Consider the following 18,370-nt stretch of genomic DNA (forward strand, 5'->3'; position numbering starts at 1 on the left):
CCCGGCACTCATGTTTCACGTGGAACGGGAGCGATCGCCGGTGGCGATCGCTCCCGTTCCTGGTTTTCGGATGTCCCAGCGCTCAGCGCGTCGGGCTGGTCGGCGGGTCTCAGCAGCCGCCACAGTTGTAGTAGAGGATGTCCCAGTGGTTGCCCTCGTCGGTGTAGAGGTTCCCGGCGCCGGAGCGGTACTGGTAGCCCCAGCCGGAGATGTACCCGACGTACGTGAAGTTGTTGCTGATGTAGCTGTCGATGCAGGTGCTCTGCCGGGTGTCGAGCTTGTAGCCGTTCCAGTGGCTGTACGTGCCGCTCGAGTGTCCGGTCTCGGTGCCGCCGGTGATCGTGATGGCACATCCGCTGGCCGAGCGGAACGTCTTGATCCCGTCGATCGTGGTCTGCCGGACCTGCTCGAAGGAAGTGCAGGTGGCAACGTTGCGGTTGCTGCATCCGCCGCTCGACGTCCAGGAGATGCCGGCCGCGCTGAGCTGAGCGGTCGCCTGTGCATGAGTGAGGAACGTCGCGGCGCTGGCGGGGGCCGCGAAGGCGAGCACGAGCGCCGCTGTGAACGCGGTGATCAGTGCGGTGGCTCGGGTGATGGGTCCGGACAAGACGCCTCCCTGCGTGGAGTCAGACGTACCTGGGCGATTCGAGGATAGATGGAGACGGGACGGGTCTGGGCATACCAGTTCAGACATAGCGGCGACGGGTCGGCGGGGATGGCGACCCGGATGGACGCCGTTCTTGGGGTGGGCCCGTTTCACGTGAAACAGGGGAACCGATGTGGAACGGAGCGGAGCGCGTGCCGTTCTCGGCAGAGGAAGTTGCCATGGCGTCGGACGCGTTTCACGTGAAACCGAGCTGTAGCGATCCGGGCGACAGCGAGCCCGCCATGGGCGGTACGCGGGGGCGCCGACTGTCGCATCGATGCCCGGATGCATCGGGCTCTCAACCTGACGTGGCGCACCATGCGCAATGCGGCCGGTCGACCACGATCTGATCCCGCCCGCGACGGCGTTTCGGCACGCTCGAACAGGCACCCGACCGTAGCGTTACACGGGTGTGCTTCTTCAGACGAAAGTCCAAGCGAGCGGCGGCGGCTGCGGCTCTGGCGGCGTCCGCCGCCAAGGCAGATACGCCCGACTCGTCCGCTTCGGAATCGGCGGTGGCGGTCCCGGACGACGCCACGCCGGTGGACTCCGTGTCGCGAGCGGCGCCGTCAGCTTCGCCCTCTGTGGCAGGGCTGACCGATGGGCCGCCGGTCGGGTTTGAACCGGCGGCGGAACATGCACCCGACACGATGTCCGCCGAGCACCCGGCCGAGGGCGCGGCGGTTGTTGGAGCGGCCGTCGCGGGAGAAGCTCCCGGCCGGGTCGCGGACGAGTCTCCGGAAGGATCGCCAGGCGTCGCCGCCCCGACCGGGACTGCGAGTGCAGACCTGGACAGCGCCGGGAGCGATGCCCCGGACGCCCGCGCAGAAGCTGCATCGGAGGCAACGACAGAGGCACACCCCGCGGCGCAGGTCTCGACCACCACCGCGGCCGGCGACGGAGCTTCGTCAGACACCTCCAGTACATCGGTCGAAGAAGTGCGGGACAGGCGGGCCGGCGCCGAGCCGTCCAGCGAGGCGAATGGTGCTCCGGCGGCTTCGACGTCCACCGTGGACGAGCTGGAAGAACGCCCGGGGGAGGGCACGAGCGTGCCGTCGTCCCAGGACATGGCACCGCCGCCGGCCGAGATCGTGAGCGGTCGTCCGCGCGACGAGGTCTGGGGGCAGGACAAGCCAGACCCCGAGGGAAAGAACGTGGCTGAGCTCAGCCAGCTGATCGAGTCCGTAACGAGGTCGGCCTTGGCCGGCGACGAAGAGGCCACCGAGGTGGCAGAGGTTCTGGAGACCCACGAGATGACGGAAGTGCTGGAGCCGACGTCGGATCAGATCGACGGGCGGCCCTTGTCGGAGGTGGCGGCCGACGATCCTGATCTGATGGAGGAGCTGCCCTCGCGCCGCCCGATCCCGGCGGATGCGATCAAGCGGGCAACTGAGGCACTCGACGCGGCAGTGAATGCCGCCCCGGCGGTGATCAGCTCGACCACCATGACCGTCGACGACGAGATGGTGGACTTCGTCGATGCCGAATTCACACATTTCGACGGAGAAACCGCCTCGGAGGCCAAGCCAGAAGCCGGGGCCAGCGATTACAGTGTCCGCGTGACGGATCCGATTCCTGTGCAGGGCCTCTCCGCTCCCGGTGTTTCACGTGAAACGACCGGGTCCGTGCAGACGCCCAATGGCACTCAGCAGCCCACGGGCGGCCCGCACGGTGGCGATGACGAGCGGCGATCGGCCCTCATCGCGACCGTCCCGGCCGTTGACGATACGACTCCTGTCGCCGCCGAGCTCGCAATGGACGCTCGCCGACGCATCGAGCTCCAGGGGCGGAAGTTCCCGCGCCCGCCGAAGACCCGCATCATCACGGTCGCCAACCAGAAGGGTGGCGTCGGCAAGACGACCACCACGGTCAACATCGCGGCCGGGCTCGCGCAGTCCGGCCTGAACGTCCTCGTGATCGACAACGACCCCCAGGGCAACGCCTCGACGGCGCTCGGGATCGAGCACCGGGCGGGGACGCCCTCGGTCTACGAGATCCTCGTCGAGGGCGAGCCCCTCGCGAACACGATTCAGCAGTGCCCGGACATCCCCAACCTCTGGGGCGTCCCCGCGACGATCGACCTGTCGGGTTCCGAGATCGAGCTGATCTCCCTTGTTTCACGTGAAACGCGACTCCGCAAGGCGCTCGACAAGTACCTGGCCGACAGGGTCGCCGCGGGAGAGGAGCGCATCGACTACGTGCTCATCGACTGCCCGCCGAGTCTTGGTCTCCTGACCGTGAACGCGTTCGTCGCGGGCCGCGAGGTCTTCATCCCCGTACAGTGCGAGTACTACGCGCTCGAGGGCCTGAGTCAGCTGCTGAAGACGATCGACCTGATTCGCTCCCACCTCAACCCGGAGCTCCGGGTCTCGTCCATCCTGCTGACGATGTACGACGGACGGACCAACCTGGCGCAGCAGGTGGCGGGGGAGGTGCGGTCGCACTTTCCTGCCGAGACGTTCAAGACGACGATCCCGCGTTCGGTCCGGATCTCCGAGGCGCCGAGCTACGGCCAGACGGTGATGACCTACGACGCGACATCCACGGGGGCACTCGCGTATCTTCAGGCGTCCCGAGAACTGGCCGAGCGCGGTCAGGGCGGATCGAGCCCGCGCCGTGCGATGAAGGCGGAGCCGGTCGGAGCACAGGACTGATGCTCGGCAGTGATGAACGAGATGCGTTGCATCCCCTGTATGAGATGAAGCCCGTCCGAGCTCAGCGCCGGACCGGAACCGACGAGGAGACACGATGACTGCGAAGCGACGCGGGCTCGGGCGGGGCCTGGGCGCCCTGATCCCGACGGGTCCGGAGCTGGACGAGCGGGCTTCCGCAGCGGGGGAGTCGGACGGCGCGGACAGCGTGCTGGGCGGCTCGGTCGCAACTGTCGTCGAGGAGCGTCCTGCTCCTGATGTGGCTCTGACGGACGATGTGTCGGTGAGCACCGCCTCGGCCGACACGATCACGGGGCAGGCTCCCGAGCAGGTCACGGAGAAGAAGTCCGCGCCCAAGAACACGGGGCCTCGTCCTAGCACGGTGAAGTGGGACTCCGCGATCGCCAGCGGGCGGCTGTCGGTCGCCAACGAAGCGAGTGAGGGCAACGGGGCTTCGGCACTGGACGACGCGTTCTTCAGCCGGGAGGAGAGCGCACCCGAAGCCGTTTCACGTGAAACACCGGATCTGGTCCCAGTGCCGGGTGCGCGGTTCGCCGAGCTCCCCGTCACCGCTATCCGGCCCAACACCTGGCAGCCGCGCACGGTCTTCGACGAGGGCGACCTCGACGAGCTGGTCGACTCGATCAAGGAGATCGGTGTTCTCCAGCCGATCGTCGTCCGCCCGGACAAGGACCACCCGGGCGAGTACGAGCTCATCATGGGCGAGCGCCGCTGGCGTGCGACGCAGGCCGCTGAGCTGGAGACCATCCCGGCGATCGTTCGCGACACCGACGACGGCGACATGCTCCGGGACGCGCTGCTGGAGAACCTGCACCGCTCGAACCTGAACCCGCTCGAGGAGGCCGCCGCCTACCGGCAGCTGCTCGACGACTTCGACTGCACGCACGAGGAGCTGGCGAATCGGATCGCGCGCAGTCGCCCGCAGATCTCCAACACCCTGCGCCTCCTGCGGCTGCCCCCGCTGGTGCAGCGCCGCGTTGCCGCGGGCGTGCTCTCGGCCGGCCATGCGCGCGCCCTTCTCGGCCTGAGCGACGGCGCGGAGATCGAGCGGCTCGCACAGCGGATCGTGTCGGAAGGTCTCTCGGTACGGGCGACCGAGGAGATCGTGATGCTCACGGAGTCCGACGGCAACGGCACCAAGGCGCGCAAGGCGCCGCGGGCCGGGACGCGCAGCGAGGCGGTGGACGAGCTGGCGACCCGGCTCTCCGACCGCTTCGAGACGCGGGTCAAGGTGGCGCTCGGCAAGAACAAGGGCCGTATGACCGTCGAGTTCGCCTCGGTCGAGGACCTCAACCGCATCCTCAACGTCATGGCGCCCGAGGAGCGCGGTCTGCTCCGGCCGTCGTCCGACGACTGAAACGGACGCGAACCGCAGGCGAACGGCTCCGGGCCGGCACCCCACGAGGGATGCCGGCCCGGAGCCGTTCGCGTCAGCACCGTGCACCGGCGCGCGGTGTTCGCGATCTAGCGCGCCGCCACCAGAGCCCGGTCGACGATCGCTCGGTACAGCGCCGACAGTTCGTGCCCGCTCGCGGCGACCGCCTGGGGCAGAAGCGACATCTCTGTCATACCTGGCGCGACATTCACTTCGAGCACGTGCGCCGTGCCGGACCGGTCGAGAATCATGTCGGTGCGCGAGATATGCCGCAGGTGCAGAGCGCGGTGTGCGCGCACCGCGACGTCCGAAACCAGCTCCGCCTGCTCCGGGGTGAGCCGGGCGGGCGCGAAGAACTCGGTCTCGCCGGCCACGTAGCGTGCGGCGTAGTCGTACCCGCCGTCGGCCACGATCTCCACCGCGGGGAGGGCTTCGGGACCGTCGGCCCCCTCGATCACGCTGACCGCGAGCTCCACACCGTCGATCGCCCGCTCGACCAGCGCCGTCTCGCCGTACGCGAAGCACTCCACCATCGCCCGGGGCAGGTCCTCGGCGCGGGTCACGACGGTGACACCGAGCGCGGAGCCGCCCTCGGTGGGCTTGACCACCAGGGGAAGACCGATGCGCCGCAGGATCGTGTCGAGCACCGGTCGCGCGCCGAGATCCCGGAACAGGCTCTGGGGGAGCGTCACGTAGTCGGGCGTCGCGAGCCCGGCGTCGAGCAGCGCGGCCTTGGAGATCGGCTTGTTCCAGACGACGCGGCTCGCGCGCGGGCCCGTGCCGACGTAGGGCAGTCCGACCATGTCGAGCACGTCGCGCACGGAGCCGTCCTCACCGGAGGCGCCGTGCAGCAGCGGCCAGACGACGTCGGGCCGTGTCGTGCGCAGGAACGACAGGAGGTCGGCGTCGACGTCGTGCAGCAGGACCTCCAGGCCGGTGGCGCGCAGCGCCTCGGCGACCCGGCGCCCGGAGCGCAGGGAGACATCCCGCTCGTGCGACAGTCCGCCGGCGAGGACGACCACCAGGGGCGAGCGGCGCCCGGCGTCGTGCGGCTCGGGGGCGAGCGGCGCGCCTGGCGCGGCGGGCTCGGTCGGGACAGGGGTGGGACTGGTCATCGAGGACTCACTCGGTCGGGAGGGGAGAACGGTCAGCTGCCATCGTGTCAGACCCCCAGATCACCGGGGTGACCTGCGGGTCTGACACGGGAGAGGCTCACGCCAGGTCGGGAGCGGGGCCTTCGACGTCGTCCGTGTCGGTGCCGGGCTGTGCGGCGGTGCCGAAGATCTGCACCAGCTCGGACTCGCTGTTGACGACGCCGGCCAGCCGCCGCACACCCTCCCGGATGCGTTCCGGGGTGGGGAAGCAGAAGGACAGGCGCATGTGGTCGGAGCCGCTGCCGTCGTAGTAGAAGGCGGTGCCCGGGACGTACGCGACGCGGGCGGTGACGGCGCGGGGCAGCATCGCCCGCGCGTCGAGGCCCTCCGGGAGCCGCACCCACACGAAGAAACCGCCCTTCGGCACGTTCCACGACGCGCTGGGCAGGTACTCGCCGAGCGCCCCCACGAGGGCGTCGCGTCGTTCGCGGTACGTCTCGCGGTACGCCTTGATCTGGGCCTTCCAGTCGCACGTCTCCAGGTACGTCGCCACGGCGAGCTGGGAGGCGTTCGACGGGGACAGGACCGCGGACTCGCTGGCGAGCACGAGCTTGTCGCGTACCGCGTGCGGTGCGATGACGAAGCCGACGCGGTAACCCGGGGCGAAGGTCTTGGAGAACGAGCCGAGGTACAGCACGCCGTCGGTGTCGTAGGAGCGCAGCGCGGGCATCGGCTCGGTGTCGAACCCGAGCAGTCCGTACGGGTTGTCCTCCACCACGAGCACGCCGTGCCGGCGACAGATCTCCAGGATCTGAGGGCGTCGCTCGGCGGAGAGCGAGACGCCGGCCGGGTTCTGGAAGGTCGGGACGGTGTAGAGGAACTTCACGCGACGGCCCTGGGCCGCCAGGCGGGTCAGCGTGGCGTCGAGCTCCGCCGGGACCAGGCCGTCCGCATCGAGCGGCACCTGGACGACGTCGGCCTGGTACGACCGGAAGACCCCCAGCGCACCCACGTACGACGGCGCCTCCGCGATGACCACGTCGCCCGGGTCCACGAAGATGCGGGTCACGAGGTCGAGCGCGGACTGCGAGCCGGTGGTGACCACGACGTCGTCGGGATGGGCGGAGACGCCTTCGAGGGCGACGACCTGGGTGATGTGCTCGCGGAGCACCTCCTCGCCCTGGCCCGAGCCGTACTGGAGCGCCGTCGTGCCCTTGGTGGCGATGAGGCGCTGCATCGTGTCGGCGATGACGTCGAGCGGCAGGCCCTCGAGGTACGGCATCCCGCCCGCCAGTGACACGACCTCGGGGCGGTTGGCCACCGAGAAGAGCGCTCGGATCTCCGAGGCGCGCATGCCGTGCGCTCGCGCCGCGTACGAACCGAACCACGGGTCGAGGCGGTTACCTGCAGTCTCGGGAAGCTCGTTCACGCACGCCAGTCTCGCACGCACCGTGTGCTCGACCCAGTACCCGTTCGTAGCGAAACGGTGAGACTCCGCGGCCCCCCGGCGGGGGCCGGGCTTCGCACCAGGGTGAACGAAGAGCGCGTGCCCGGTGCCGCACCCGGTTTCGGGTGGGCCGGACACGCGCTCGGTGATGCGGCGGCGGGCGGTCAGCCCGCGAGGACCTCGTCGATCTCCTCGGTCAGCGCGCGCTTCGGACGGGCGCCGATGATCGACTTCACGACCTCGCCGCCCTTGTAGACGTTGAGCGTCGGGATCGAGACGATGCCGTAGTCCATCGCGGTCTGACGGTTCTCGTCGGTGTCGATCTTGACGATCTTGATCTTGCCCTCGTACTCGTCGGAAAGCTCCTCGAGGATGGGCGCGACCATGCGACACGGGCCGCACCAGGTAGCCCAGAAGTCGACGAAGACAGGAATGTCAGAGTCGAGGACCTCGGTCTTGAAGGTGTCGTCGGTGACCTTGATGGTGCTCATCCAGCATCTCCTTGTTCATGGCCCCGCGGGGGCCGAGTGGGGCGGGCCGGTGGTAGCCGGCCGGAGATCAGTCGTTCAGCGAGTCGAGGAACGCCTGGGCGTCGAGCGCCGCGGAGCAGCCCGAGCCGGCGGCCGTGATCGCCTGGCGGTAGGTGTGGTCGACGGCGTCGCCGCAGGCGAAGACGCCGGAAAGGTTGGTGCGGGTGCTCCGGCCCTCCACGAGGATGTAGCCGTTCTCGTCGAGGTCGACCTGGCCCTTGACCAGGTCGGTGCGGGGCTCGTGACCGATCGCGACGAACAGGCCCGTCGCGTCCAGGTCCCGGACCTCGCCGGTGACGGTGTCGCGCAGGCTGAGCCCGGAGACCTTGTTGTCACCCGTGATGCCGGCGATCTCGCTGTTCCACGCGAACTCGATCTTCGGGTCCGCGGTGGCGCGCTCCGCCATGATCTTCGAGGCGCGCAGGTCGTCGCGGCGGTGCACCACGGTCACCTTCGAGGCGAACCGGGTCAGGAACGTCGCCTCCTCCATCGCGGAGTCGCCACCGCCGACGACGGCGATGTCCTGGTCGCGGAAGAAGAAGCCGTCACAGGTGGCGCACCACGAGACGCCGCGGCCGGAGAGCCGCTTCTCGTCGGGCAGGCCCAGCTCGCGGTACGCCGAACCGGTCGACAGGATCACGGAGCGGGCGCGGTAGGTGTCGCCGCCGCCCGTCACGATCGTCTTGACGTCGCCGGTCAGCTCGACCTGCTCCGCGTCGTCCCAGACGACCTTGGCGCCGAACTTCTCGGCCTGCTCCCGCATGGCCTCCATCAGGTCAGGGCCCTGGATGCCGGCGGGGAAGCCGGGGAAGTTCTCGACCTCGGTGGTGTTCATCAGCGCGCCGCCCGCGGTGACCGAACCCGCGATGACCACGGGCGCGAAGCCGGCACGAGCCGCGTAGATGGCCGCGGTGTAGCCCGCGGGGCCGGACCCGACGATGACGACGTCGAGCACGGGGGCGTCGGTCGTGCCGGCGGCCGGAGCGGTGGTCTGTTCGGTCAAGGTGTTCTCCTCGAGTTCCATGGGCACACGCAACAACACGCGAGCGGGTCCCAGTGTTCCAGCCCGCGCCCGGCACGGCTCGGTCGTGGACGTGAATCTCACCACACTGCATCGACATTCGTCGATGCGTCCGGTTTCCGAGCCGATCCTGTCACGAAAGAACGCCGGCGGGAACGAACCATCGACATGATGTGGTTCGGACCCGCCGGCGTTCCGTAGTGCTCGTGGTCGTCGGTGACGACCGTTGGTCAGCTCAGCACGACCTCGCTCAGCTCGAGCCGGAAACCGTCGGAGACCTGCGGCAGCTCGGTGACCCAGATCGTGAACGAGTCGCTCACGACGGGCTCCGGGAGCTCGAAGGTGGTGGTCTCCGCGAAGGTGCCCTCGGCGAGCACCTCGCCGCCCTCGCCGCCCTTGAGGATCTGCACCTTGCCACCGGGGGTGTTGGTGAGCAGCTCGATCTTGGAGACCGACGCCGGCTCGCGGAGCCGCAGCTCCATGCCGAGGAAGTCCTTGAACCCGCCGAACGCCGCCCGCTGGTAGGTCGTCGTGAAGTAGAACGTCGCCGGGTCCGTGTCGAAGGCCCGCTCGACCGCCTCGGGGTGGTCCAGCGTGCTGCCCTCCCAGTCGAGCTCACCCAGGAGCGTCCCGGAGTCGATCACCGGACGCGCCTCGGTCTCGGTGGGCGCCGACGGCTCGCTGCTGCCTCCGTCCGCGCCCGCGGAGGTGGAGACCGTCGGCGACGGCGTCGCGTCGGCGATCACGTCCGGGGTCGGCGAGAGGACGGCGTTGATGGCCCAGATGAGGCCCGCCACGACGGCCACGCCGACGAGGCCGAGCACGATCGGCGTCGGGTTGACGCCGCCGCGCTTGGGCGCGGGCTGGGTGGCGAACCCGCCGTCCTGCTCGTAGTAGCCGCCGGTGTTGGGGTCGTAGCCGCCCGGCGCGTAGGACTGCGGGGGGTACTGCTGCGGCTGCTGCTGCGCGTACTGCGCCTGGTCGTAGCCGGGCTGGGCCTGTGCGACGGGCTGGCCGTACTGGTCGTAGCCCGCCGGCGGGTAGCCGGCCGGAGCCGCCTCGGGCGGCGGGGGAGGCACGGGCGCGTGCTGGCCGTAGGCCTGCGGTTCGTAGGTGTAGTCGTTCTGGGGCTCGGGATAGCCGGCGGGCACATTGCCGCCCGCTCCCATGGCCATTGTCTCGTCGGTACGTGCGATCCGGCCGGTGACGGGGCGCCGCGCGGGCGGAACTCCTTCGCCTCCGAAAGCCTCGGCGATGGACTGCCGCCGCGGCTCCTCCGGCTCGGGCTGCACGAATCCAGGCAGCGATGCCACTACGGAAACCTCTCCCCACGGCTGGAGAGCCGCGGTCACGTCGTCGGGGTTCTTCGGCCCCTCGGTGCCGCCGGACGTGTCGAACGTCCGGGCCACCAGGGCGTCGATCTCGGTGTCCACGTGCGGGACCAAGCTGGAAAGAGGCGCCACGGCGCCGGAGTCGTCGAGCTGCGCGGGCAGCGGGATCAGGGTGTCCTTCGCGATCCAGTCGGCCTCGAGGTCCTGGCCGGGCCAGCGCGCCGTCATCGCGTAGTAGAGGAGCGCCACGAGGCCCTGGGCGTCGAGCTCCGCCGGCTTGACGTTGAGCGTGTCGCCCGAGGCGAGGCCGCCGTCGAGCCCGAGGCCCGTGACGCGGACCTGGTGACCGTCGACCCGCACGGCCTCCGGGCGGAGCGCGGCGTGGTGCACGCCGCGGGTGTGCGCCACGCCGAGGGCGGTGGCCGCCTCGCCGACGATCGCACGGGCCTGCTGTCCGTCCACGAGGCCGCTCGAGATGATCTCGGTCAGCGTGGTGCCGGTATAGGGCTCGGTGACCACGTACTTGCGGCCGTCGGAGTCGGATCCGGCGTCGAGCACGCGGACCAGGCGGGGGTCGGTCACGAGTGCCGCACGCCGGGCGGCGTCCAGGGCGTCGCCGGTATAAGGCCCGGTCACGAGGGTGACGCGGACCTCGCGGTCCAGGATCAGGTCGTGCGCCTCCCAGGCGGTCGCCGCGGCAAGGTCGGTGGACGCCTGCTGGCGCAGTCGGTATCTCTCGACCAGCACGGTGCCAGGCTCGACAGTGCTCACGCGGACCTCCTTGCTCGGTCGGGGGACAGTAGCAGGTACGTGACCACGACCGTCACGCACCGTCGCCATGCTACGCGGAACCGTTGCCCACCCGCCGAAGCATCGTCCGTATGTACGAAAGCGCAGCCCGCGCGCGCGGGCTGCGCTTCCGGTACGACGGCGGTGTGTACGACGGCGGGGCGGATCAGCGCCGCAGGCGTGCGAGGACCGGGCCGAGCAGCCCGTTGAGCTCCTCGACGCGCAGCAGGCGCAGGAGCAGCACGTAGACGGCGAGCATGACCAGGCCGCAGAGCGCCGTCACCCAGAGCCCGCTGAGCATCGTGAGCACCCAGCCCTTGCCGAACGTCAGCACGTCGAAACCGCCGACGAGCTGGTAGACGCCCCACCCGGCGCCCCCGGCGACCGCCGCGGCGAGCACCGTCTTGGCGTGCAGGACGAAGATGCGCCCGCCGTCGAGCCGCCCGCCGAGCTTGCGCTTGAGGCCACCGGTGCGCAGCAGCACCGTGATCCAGTTCGACAGGGCGTAGGCACCGCCGGCCGCGATGACCCAGAGCTCGACCGGCAGCCAGACCTGCGCCGCGACCAGGCCGGCCACGAGGGCGACCGTCGACGGGACGGTGATCCAGAAGACGGAGCGGCCGTCCTCGTAGGCGTAGAAGACCCACTTCATGAGCGCCATGCCGCCGAGCGGCACCAGCCCGAACGACAGCGCGACCAGGACGGGCGCGATGAGCGCCGTACCCTGCTCGCCCGCGGTCGGGACGATGAACGCCGTGGCCGGCCCGGCCAGCACCACGAGGGCCGCGGTGGCGAACACGGTGAAGACGCCGATGGTGCGCAGGCCCAGGGACAGGTCGGACCGGACCCGGTCGGTGTCGCCCGCCTGGGCGGCCTTGCTGATGCCCGTGAACAGTGCCGTCGCGATGGAGACCGTGACCAGGGAGTGGGGCAGCAGGTAGATCAGGAGCGCCTGGGTGTAGGACGCGTTGCCCGCGACGGCGTCGCCCGCGTTGCCGGCCTCGGCCGCGACCCGGGTCAGGTAGAGGACACCCGCCTGCTCCAGGACCACGGCCGCGAACGTCCACAGGGCGACGCCCCCGGCCGAGCGCAGGCCGATGCCCCGCAGGCCCAGGCGGAGGTTCCAGCGGAAGCCGGAGCGCAGCAGCGGCACGAGCAGCACGAGGGCCTGCGCCACGATGCCGAGCGTGGCCGTGCCGGCCAGCAGGATCGTGCGCGGGGTGTTCCACTCGGAGAGGTCGTTGATGCCGGTGTCGGGGGCGCCGCCGAACACGATCAGGAACACGGCGAAGCCGAGCACCGAGACCACGTTGTTGGCCACCGGAGCCCACATGAACGGACCGAACTGCTCGCGCGCGTTCAGCACCTGGCCGAGCAGTGTGTACAGGCCGTAGAAGAAGAGCTGGGGGATGCACCAGTACGCGAAGACGGTGCCCAGCGCGAGCTGCTCGGCCGACCAGCCGTCCGTGTAGAGCATGACGACCCACGCCGCGGCGCCGGTGAGGACGGCGGTGATGGCGAGGATGCCGACGGCCGAGACGGTGAGCAGCTTGTCGACGCGCTCCTGCGCGTTGTGCGCGCGGAACGCCTTGACGATCTGCGGCACCAGCACGGCGTTCAGCATGCCGCCCGCCAGGATCGCGAACAGGACGTTGGGCAGCTTGTTCGCGACGTCGAACGCGTTCGCGACCGTGCCGGCGGAACCGATCGCGGCCACCAGCATCATGTTGCGGACCAGGCCACCGAGGCGGGACGCGGCCGTGCCGGCCGCCATCACGATCGAGTTGCGTCCCAGGCTGCTGGTCGACGACGGGGGCGTCGCGGGCGTACCCGGCTCGCCCGCGGCCTCGGCGCTGGGATCCGACGCGGGGTCGGTCGGTGCGGTCACGGCGTTCTCCTGGGTCAAGCGACTACTCCCATGGTCTGGGCCCCTGCCCGGCGCTGTTCGGCAGACGTGTGCGGCGGCCGAAACACTACTCTGCCCGAGCGGCCACGGAGTCCGCCGTCGCCGCCCGGGTGGTCTCCGGCGCCTCAGGGGCCGTACCGGTGGCCTCCTCGACGTCCTTGCTGGTGGCACGGTACGGGGAACGCCCGCGACGGACCGTGCGCCAGATCCCGGCCAGGAACAGCAGCGCGACGAGGCCGGCGGCGATCCAGGTGCCGAGCTCCTCCCAGCCCGCGCGCACGCGGACCTGGAACGACGAGTCGTCGCTGATCTTGGCGCCGGTCGGGGTGAGCACCTGGGCGGTCACGGCGACGTCGCCCGAGCCGATGGCTCGCACCGGGACCTGGACGTCGATCTCCTGGCCCGCCGGGATGACCTCGGTGCTGCGTGCGTCCACGGTCAGTCGCGGGTGGTCGGGGCGCAGCACCACGGTGACCGTCGCGTCGACGCCGAGCGTGTTGCGGACGCGCACCGGGATGTTGCCCTTGTCCGTGATGAAGTTGACGTCCTGGCGCGGCACCACGGTCACGGACTGCTGCGTGAGCGCGTTCGACGCCTCCAGGGTCTGCTTGACGAGCGCCTCCCGGAGCCCGGTGTCGGCCCGGTGCGCGACGGCGAGCGGGGCGATCAGGCGGGTGACACCCGGTCGCCAGATCTGGGAGGAGTGGTCGACGGCGACCGACGAGAACGTGACGACGGCGTCGCGCGCCCGCTCCAGGGCTGCGACGTTCGTCGCGCCGAGCTCGGCCTTGGCCACGGTGCGCTTCGACAGCGCGGTGCGGGCCACGTCCGGGGCGTCCTGCGCGAACAGCGTGTCGATGGTCGTGACGTCGACCCAGCCCGCCGCGTCGAGCTCGTTCAGGATCTCGCTCGCGCCCTCGGCGTCGGGCGTCCAGGTCCGCGGCGCGACGATGGCCAGCGACGGCGGGTCGTTCGGCGTCTGGGTGACGAGGGCGGCCGTCTCCGCGAGGAGCCGCTGCGCGCCCTCGGTCGGGGTGGACACGGTCGTGGCGGCCGCCGTGGAGGCGAAGCTCTCCGCGGACGTCTCGGTGTCCGCGCCCGACAGATCGGTGGCGGCGAGGAAGGCACGCGTGAGGTCGGTGTCGGCCACCACCGCGCGTGCCGTGCCGGACGGCGTGCGGACGTCCGCCCGGCCCGTCACGGTGCCGGCGCCCTCGTAGGCGAGTCCGCCGCTGCCGACGACGACGTGCCCGCGCTTCGCCGCGACCCCGAGGCCGACGGTCTCGACGTCGGGCACGACGCCGTCCGCAGGCCAGGACAGGTTGCCCCGCCATGACTCCGGCACCTCCCAGTTCCCGCGGCGCGGCGCCTGGAGGAAGCTGCGCGCGCCGGTGGTGCGCACGTTCGCGTGGGCGAGCGCCGCGAGGTCGGGGTCGTGGCTGGGGAGGGTGTACGTGGTGGTGCTCGCGGCGGCCGCGGTCATGCGCTCGGACCACTCGATGAGCGCCGGGTCGTCCGACTTCGCGGCCACGCCGATGGTGTCGGGGTCGATCGCCAGCGAGAGCTTCGTGCTCTCCGCGACCTGCAGCACGCCGTCGAGCCGCTGGCCGGAGGCGGCCTGCTGGGCCAGCTCCAGCTCGGCGGTGCTCGGGTCGGCCGGGTCGACGGCGGGGCTCGTGACCGCGGCGAGGACGCTGACCTGCATGGGCTCCCGCTCCAGGCCGTCGGCGTCGTACACGAGGAACGAGCGCGCGATGCCCAGGCGACCCGTGGCGTCGCCGGCGGCGACGGCGAGCTTGCGCGCGCCGAAGCCGCGGAAGGTCTGGGCACCGGGGTCGTAGGTGAACGAGACGTTCTTGGACGCGCCCGGCGCGAGGTCGCCGATCGTCCTCGGTATGGGGTTGCCCCGGACCGGGTCGAGCAGGTCGGCCGTGGTCCACTCGTCGATCTCCGTGCGCGAGGTGATCGCCACGTAGTCGATGGTCAGCTGGGCCACCGCGTCGGACACCGTGGCGTCGCTCGTGTTGGTGACCTTCGCGCGGATGGTCACCTCGTCCCCCGGGTGCGAGACGGGGTGCGAGATGTCGGTGACGGCGACGTCGAGCGACCCGGCGGCAGCGGAGGAAGTCGTGGCGAGCGGCTGGGCGGCGGCGGTGTCCGCGGGGGTGCGTGCCGCCGTCGGACCGGTGGCCGCTGCCGGGGGCAGCGCGGACCCGACGAGCACCGCGCCCGCCAGGAGCACGGCGCCGAGCGCGCCGGTACGGCGGGCCGCCCGGCTGCGGGCGGGACTGCGGGAGAGGTCGGCGTGCTGCGTCATGGCAGGTCTGGGCGCTCCGTGGGGAAGGCGTCGGCGCGCAGTGCGTCCCGGAGGTTCCTCGACGACACGAGGAGATCCAGGGCGGCCGCGGCCAGTCGCTGCTCGTTCGGGTACGACAAACGCTCGGCGAGCTGGTCGACCCTGACCCAGAGAGCGTCCTCGGCTTCGCCGTCCGGATCGTTCTCCACGGTCAGGTGACCGCCTTCCGCGCGCAAGAGGTAATGGTGCACCACCTTGTGCACCCGCCGGTCCTCACCGGTGAACCAGTAGTCGATCACGCCGAGCTCGGCCTGGATCGAGCCGCGGATCCCGGTCTCCTCGCGGATCTCGCGAATCGCGGCCTCCTGCGGCGTCTCGCGTCCCTCGAGGTGCCCCTTGGGGAGGCACCACTCCAGGCGGCCCGTGCGGTTGCGGCGCAGCAGCACCGCGGCGCTGAACTCCTCGGGCCGGTCGGACTCGGCGCGCAGGACGAGCCCGCCCGCCGACGTCTCGTCCACGATCGGCAGATGGACCGGGGCGCTCGTCGCGGCGGCACGCCGGGCAGGATTCACCCGCAGCGGTGCTCCGCCGGGCGGCGTGGGCACCTCCGGGCGACCGTCTGGACGGTCGCTCGCCGGAACAGGGGTGGACATGCCCCAACACTACCGACTGACCACCCTTGATCTGGTCAGGCGCGGGGTGCGGGCGGTTTCGGGCACCGGGTCGCCCCGGCCCGTCCGCACCATGTTCGCATGACGGTGCGGCGGGGCCGGCACGGGGCCTCGCAGTTGCCGCTCGGGTGCAGGGCGTGAACCTCGGTGAGTGGGGCCGTGCCGGGTCTGGGAGAATCTTGGGCTGTGTCTACCCCTGAACAGGATCTGTTGCGCCGTGCGCTCGGCGTGCTGACCGAGATGGCGCCCGCCGCGCTCGAGCTGGGCGAGCAGTTCCGCGCCGCCGGACACGAGCTGTCGCTCGTCGGCGGTCCGGTCCGTGACGCCTTCCTCGGCCGGACGAGCAACGACCTCGACTTCGCGACGTCGGCCTCGCCCGACCAGACGCAGCGGATCCTCGCCCGGTGGGGCGACGCGCACTGGGACATCGGCAAGGAGTTCGGCACGATCGGCGCGCGCCGGGGCGACGTCGTGGTCGAGGTGACGACGTACCGCACCGACAAGTACGACCCGGCGTCCCGCAAGCCGCTCGTCGAGTTCGGCGACAACCTCGACGGCGACCTGTCCCGGCGCGACTTCACCGTGAACGCGATGGCGGTCCGCGTACCCGACCTCACCTTCGTCGACCCGTTCAACGGCCTGAGCGACCTTGCCGCCGGCGTGCTCCGCACCCCGATCGCGCCCGAGCGTTCGTTCGACGACGACCCGCTGCGCATGATGCGCGCCGCGCGGTTCGCGGCCCAGCTGTCGTTTCACGTGGAACCAGGAACGCTCGCCGCACTGGTCGCGATGGCCGAGCGGATCGAGATCGTGTCGGCCGAGCGGGTCCAGGCGGAGATCACCAAGCTGATCCTGAGCGACAACCCGCGCGCGGGCCTGGAGGTGCTGGTCGACACCGGCCTCGCCGAACAGGTGCTGCCCGAGCTGCCGGCCCTCCAGCTCGAGATCGACGAGCACCACCGGCACAAGGACGTCTACCAGCACTCGCTCACCGTGCTCGACCAGGCGATCGCGCAGGAGACCGGTGCCGACGGCGCGGTGCCCGCGCCGGACCTGGTGCTCCGCCTCGCCGCCCTGCTGCACGACATCGGCAAGCCGGCCACGCGCCGCTTCGAGTCCGGCGGCGGCGTGAGCTTCCACCACCACGAGGTGGTCGGCGCCAAGCTCACCACCAAGCGGCTCCGAGCGCTCAAGTACGAGAAGCAGGTGGTCAAGGACGTGTCGCGGCTCGTCGAGCTGCACCTGCGGTTCCACGGGTACGGCGACGGCGCGTGGACCGACTCCGCCGTCCGGCGCTACGTGACCGACGCCGGCCCGCTCCTCGAGCGGCTGCACCGGCTCACCCGCGCCGACTCGACCACGCGCAACAAGCGCAAGGCCAAGCGCCTGTCCGACGCGTACACCGACCTGGAGAACCGCATCGCGGCGCTGCGCGAGCAGGAGGAGATCGACGCGATCCGGCCGGACCTCGACGGGACCCAGATCATGGAGATCCTCGGGATCTCGCCGTCGCGCGCCGTCGGCGAGGCCTACAAGTACCTGCTGGGCCTGCGCATGGAGCGCGGTCCGCTGGGCGAGGACGTCGCCGCCGAGGAGCTCAAGAAGTGGTGGGCCGAGCGGGACTAGACGTGCGTCGGGTCGAAGAGGGCGCTGACCGACTCGCCGCTGTGGATCCGGCGGACCGCCTCCGCGAAGGCCGGGGCCACGCTGATCACCGACAGCTTGTCGTGCGCCAGCAGGCCCGTCGACGGCACCGTGTTGGTCGTGACGATCTCGACGACGTCGGGGTCGGCCGCGATGCGGTGCGCGGCGTCGTTGGCGAAGATGCCGTGCGTGCAGGCGATCCGGACGCTGCGCGCGCCGTGCTCACGGAGCAGGTCGAGGATCGCCAGGATCGTGGACCCGTTGGCGATCTCGTCGTCGAGCACGATGATGTCGCGGCCGGTGACGTCGCCGATCAGGGACGTGATCACGACGCGGTCACCGTCGAACCGCTCCTTCGCGGCCGCCGCGACCGGAACCCCGAGCATCTTCGCGAACGCCGACGCGCTCTTCGCGTTACCCAGGTCGGGGGAGACCACAGTGGCCTTGGACAGGTCGCTCGGCAGGAAGTGCGCCGCGAGCTCGCGCAGCGCGTTGAGCTGGTCGGTCGGCACGCGGAAGAACGCGTGTACCTGCGGCGCGTGCAGCGTCATCGTGAGGATGCGGTTCACGCCCGCCGTCTCCAGGAGGTCCGCGACGAGGCGGCCGCCGATCGAGATGCGCGGCGCGTCCTTCTTGTCCGAGCGCGCGTACGCGAAGTGCGGCATGACGGCGGTGATCCGGGCGGCCGACGCGCCCTTGGCGGCGTCGATCATCAGCAGGAGCTCCATCAGGCTCTCCTGGGCGGGACGCACCACGGGCTGCACGAGGTAGACGTCGCGCTCGCGGCAGTTCTCCATGAGCTGGACCTGCAGGCAGTCGTTCGCGAAGCGCTGGATGTTGATCGGGCTCAGCGGGACGTCGAGATCGGCGCACATCTCCCGAGCGAAACGCTGCCCCCCGGTACCGGCAAAGACCCTCACCTCGGCCATGGCTGGAGTCTACGGAACG

The 18,370-nt window shown here is 70.8% G+C and carries 13 protein-coding genes; 3 read left to right on the forward strand and 10 right to left on the reverse strand.

Annotation, left to right across the window (positions count from 1 at the left end):
• Window positions 1-109: 109 nt before the first annotated feature.
• Window positions 110-607 (reverse strand): hypothetical protein, encoded by a 498-nt coding sequence (locus tag AB0I29_RS16490; RefSeq protein ID WP_285100556.1) that lies wholly within the window; start codon window positions 605-607, stop codon window positions 110-112.
• 623 nt (window positions 608-1,230) lie between these two features.
• Between AB0I29_RS16490 and AB0I29_RS16495 the strand changes: the two genes are divergently transcribed.
• Window positions 1,231-3,300, forward strand: a complete 2,070-nt coding sequence (locus tag AB0I29_RS16495) for an AAA family ATPase (RefSeq protein ID WP_357483250.1) — start codon at window positions 1,231-1,233, stop codon at window positions 3,298-3,300.
• A 94-nt stretch (window positions 3,301-3,394) separates the two neighbouring features.
• Window positions 3,395-4,675: a ParB/RepB/Spo0J family partition protein gene (locus AB0I29_RS16500; protein ID WP_357483253.1), complete on the forward strand. Its 1,281-nt coding sequence runs from the start codon at window positions 3,395-3,397 to the stop codon at window positions 4,673-4,675.
• Window positions 4,676-4,782: 107 nt separating this feature from the next.
• Here AB0I29_RS16500 and AB0I29_RS16505 read toward each other — a convergent pair whose 3' ends face one another.
• The 8 genes from AB0I29_RS16505 to AB0I29_RS16540 all read right to left on the reverse strand — a co-directional run bounded on the left by AB0I29_RS16505 (window position 4,783) and on the right by AB0I29_RS16540 (window position 15,760).
• Window positions 4,783-5,808 carry a D-alanine--D-alanine ligase gene (locus AB0I29_RS16505; RefSeq protein WP_357483257.1) on the reverse strand — a complete coding sequence of 342 codons (1,026 nt, stop codon included), beginning with the start codon at window positions 5,806-5,808 and terminating at the stop codon, window positions 4,783-4,785.
• Between the two features lie 97 nt (window positions 5,809-5,905).
• Entirely contained in the window at window positions 5,906-7,216 is a 1,311-nt protein-coding gene (locus tag AB0I29_RS16510; RefSeq protein WP_357483260.1) for a PLP-dependent aminotransferase family protein, read from the reverse strand.
• Between the two features lie 182 nt (window positions 7,217-7,398).
• Complete coding sequence (gene trxA / locus AB0I29_RS16515; protein WP_182619852.1) at window positions 7,399-7,725, reverse strand: thioredoxin; 327 nt, start codon at window positions 7,723-7,725, stop codon at window positions 7,399-7,401.
• A 67-nt stretch (window positions 7,726-7,792) separates the two neighbouring features.
• Window positions 7,793-8,788 (reverse strand): thioredoxin-disulfide reductase, encoded by a 996-nt coding sequence (trxB, locus tag AB0I29_RS16520; protein WP_285100552.1) that lies wholly within the window; start codon window positions 8,786-8,788, stop codon window positions 7,793-7,795.
• A 227-nt stretch (window positions 8,789-9,015) separates the two neighbouring features.
• Window positions 9,016-10,887 (reverse strand): protein kinase family protein, encoded by a 1,872-nt coding sequence (locus AB0I29_RS16525; RefSeq protein WP_357483265.1) that lies wholly within the window; start codon window positions 10,885-10,887, stop codon window positions 9,016-9,018.
• A gap of 184 nt (window positions 10,888-11,071) precedes the next feature.
• Window positions 11,072-12,793 (reverse strand): murein biosynthesis integral membrane protein MurJ, encoded by a 1,722-nt coding sequence (gene murJ / locus AB0I29_RS16530; RefSeq protein WP_357483268.1) that lies wholly within the window; start codon window positions 12,791-12,793, stop codon window positions 11,072-11,074.
• An 85-nt stretch (window positions 12,794-12,878) separates the two neighbouring features.
• Complete coding sequence (locus AB0I29_RS16535; protein ID WP_357483271.1) at window positions 12,879-15,128, reverse strand: DUF6049 family protein; 2,250 nt, start codon at window positions 15,126-15,128, stop codon at window positions 12,879-12,881.
• Complete coding sequence (locus tag AB0I29_RS16540; RefSeq protein ID WP_285100548.1) at window positions 15,125-15,760, reverse strand: NUDIX hydrolase; 636 nt, start codon at window positions 15,758-15,760, stop codon at window positions 15,125-15,127. The genes AB0I29_RS16535 and AB0I29_RS16540 overlap by 4 nt, the downstream gene beginning before the upstream one ends.
• 204 nt (window positions 15,761-15,964) lie before the next feature.
• Between AB0I29_RS16540 and AB0I29_RS16545 the strand changes: the two genes are divergently transcribed.
• Complete coding sequence (locus tag AB0I29_RS16545) at window positions 15,965-17,404, forward strand: CCA tRNA nucleotidyltransferase (RefSeq protein ID WP_285100547.1); 1,440 nt, start codon at window positions 15,965-15,967, stop codon at window positions 17,402-17,404.
• Here the strand turns inward: AB0I29_RS16545 and AB0I29_RS16550 are convergent.
• Complete coding sequence (locus tag AB0I29_RS16550) at window positions 17,401-18,351, reverse strand: ribose-phosphate pyrophosphokinase (protein ID WP_285100546.1); 951 nt, start codon at window positions 18,349-18,351, stop codon at window positions 17,401-17,403. The two genes, AB0I29_RS16545 and AB0I29_RS16550, sit on opposite strands and share 4 nt — an antisense overlap.
• Window positions 18,352-18,370 lie beyond the last annotated feature (19 nt).

Source organism: Promicromonospora sp. NPDC050262, assembly GCF_040655935.1.
Lineage (GTDB): Bacteria > Actinomycetota > Actinomycetes > Actinomycetales > Cellulomonadaceae > Promicromonospora.

Coding starts and splice junctions, on each gene's coding strand:
- AB0I29_RS16540 (WP_285100548.1), bottom strand. CDS start 15,760: ATGTCCACCCCTGTTCCGGCGAGCGACCGTCCAGACGGTCGCCCGGAG.
- trxB (WP_285100552.1), bottom strand. CDS start 8,788: ATGGAACTCGAGGAGAACACCTTGACCGAACAGACCACCGCTCCGGCC.
- AB0I29_RS16500 (WP_357483253.1), top strand. CDS start 3,395: ATGACTGCGAAGCGACGCGGGCTCGGGCGGGGCCTGGGCGCCCTGATC.
- AB0I29_RS16535 (WP_357483271.1), bottom strand. CDS start 15,128: ATGACGCAGCACGCCGACCTCTCCCGCAGTCCCGCCCGCAGCCGGGCG.
- trxA (WP_182619852.1), bottom strand. CDS start 7,725: ATGAGCACCATCAAGGTCACCGACGACACCTTCAAGACCGAGGTCCTC.
- AB0I29_RS16505 (WP_357483257.1), bottom strand. CDS start 5,808: ATGACCAGTCCCACCCCTGTCCCGACCGAGCCCGCCGCGCCAGGCGCG.
- AB0I29_RS16550 (WP_285100546.1), bottom strand. CDS start 18,351: ATGGCCGAGGTGAGGGTCTTTGCCGGTACCGGGGGGCAGCGTTTCGCT.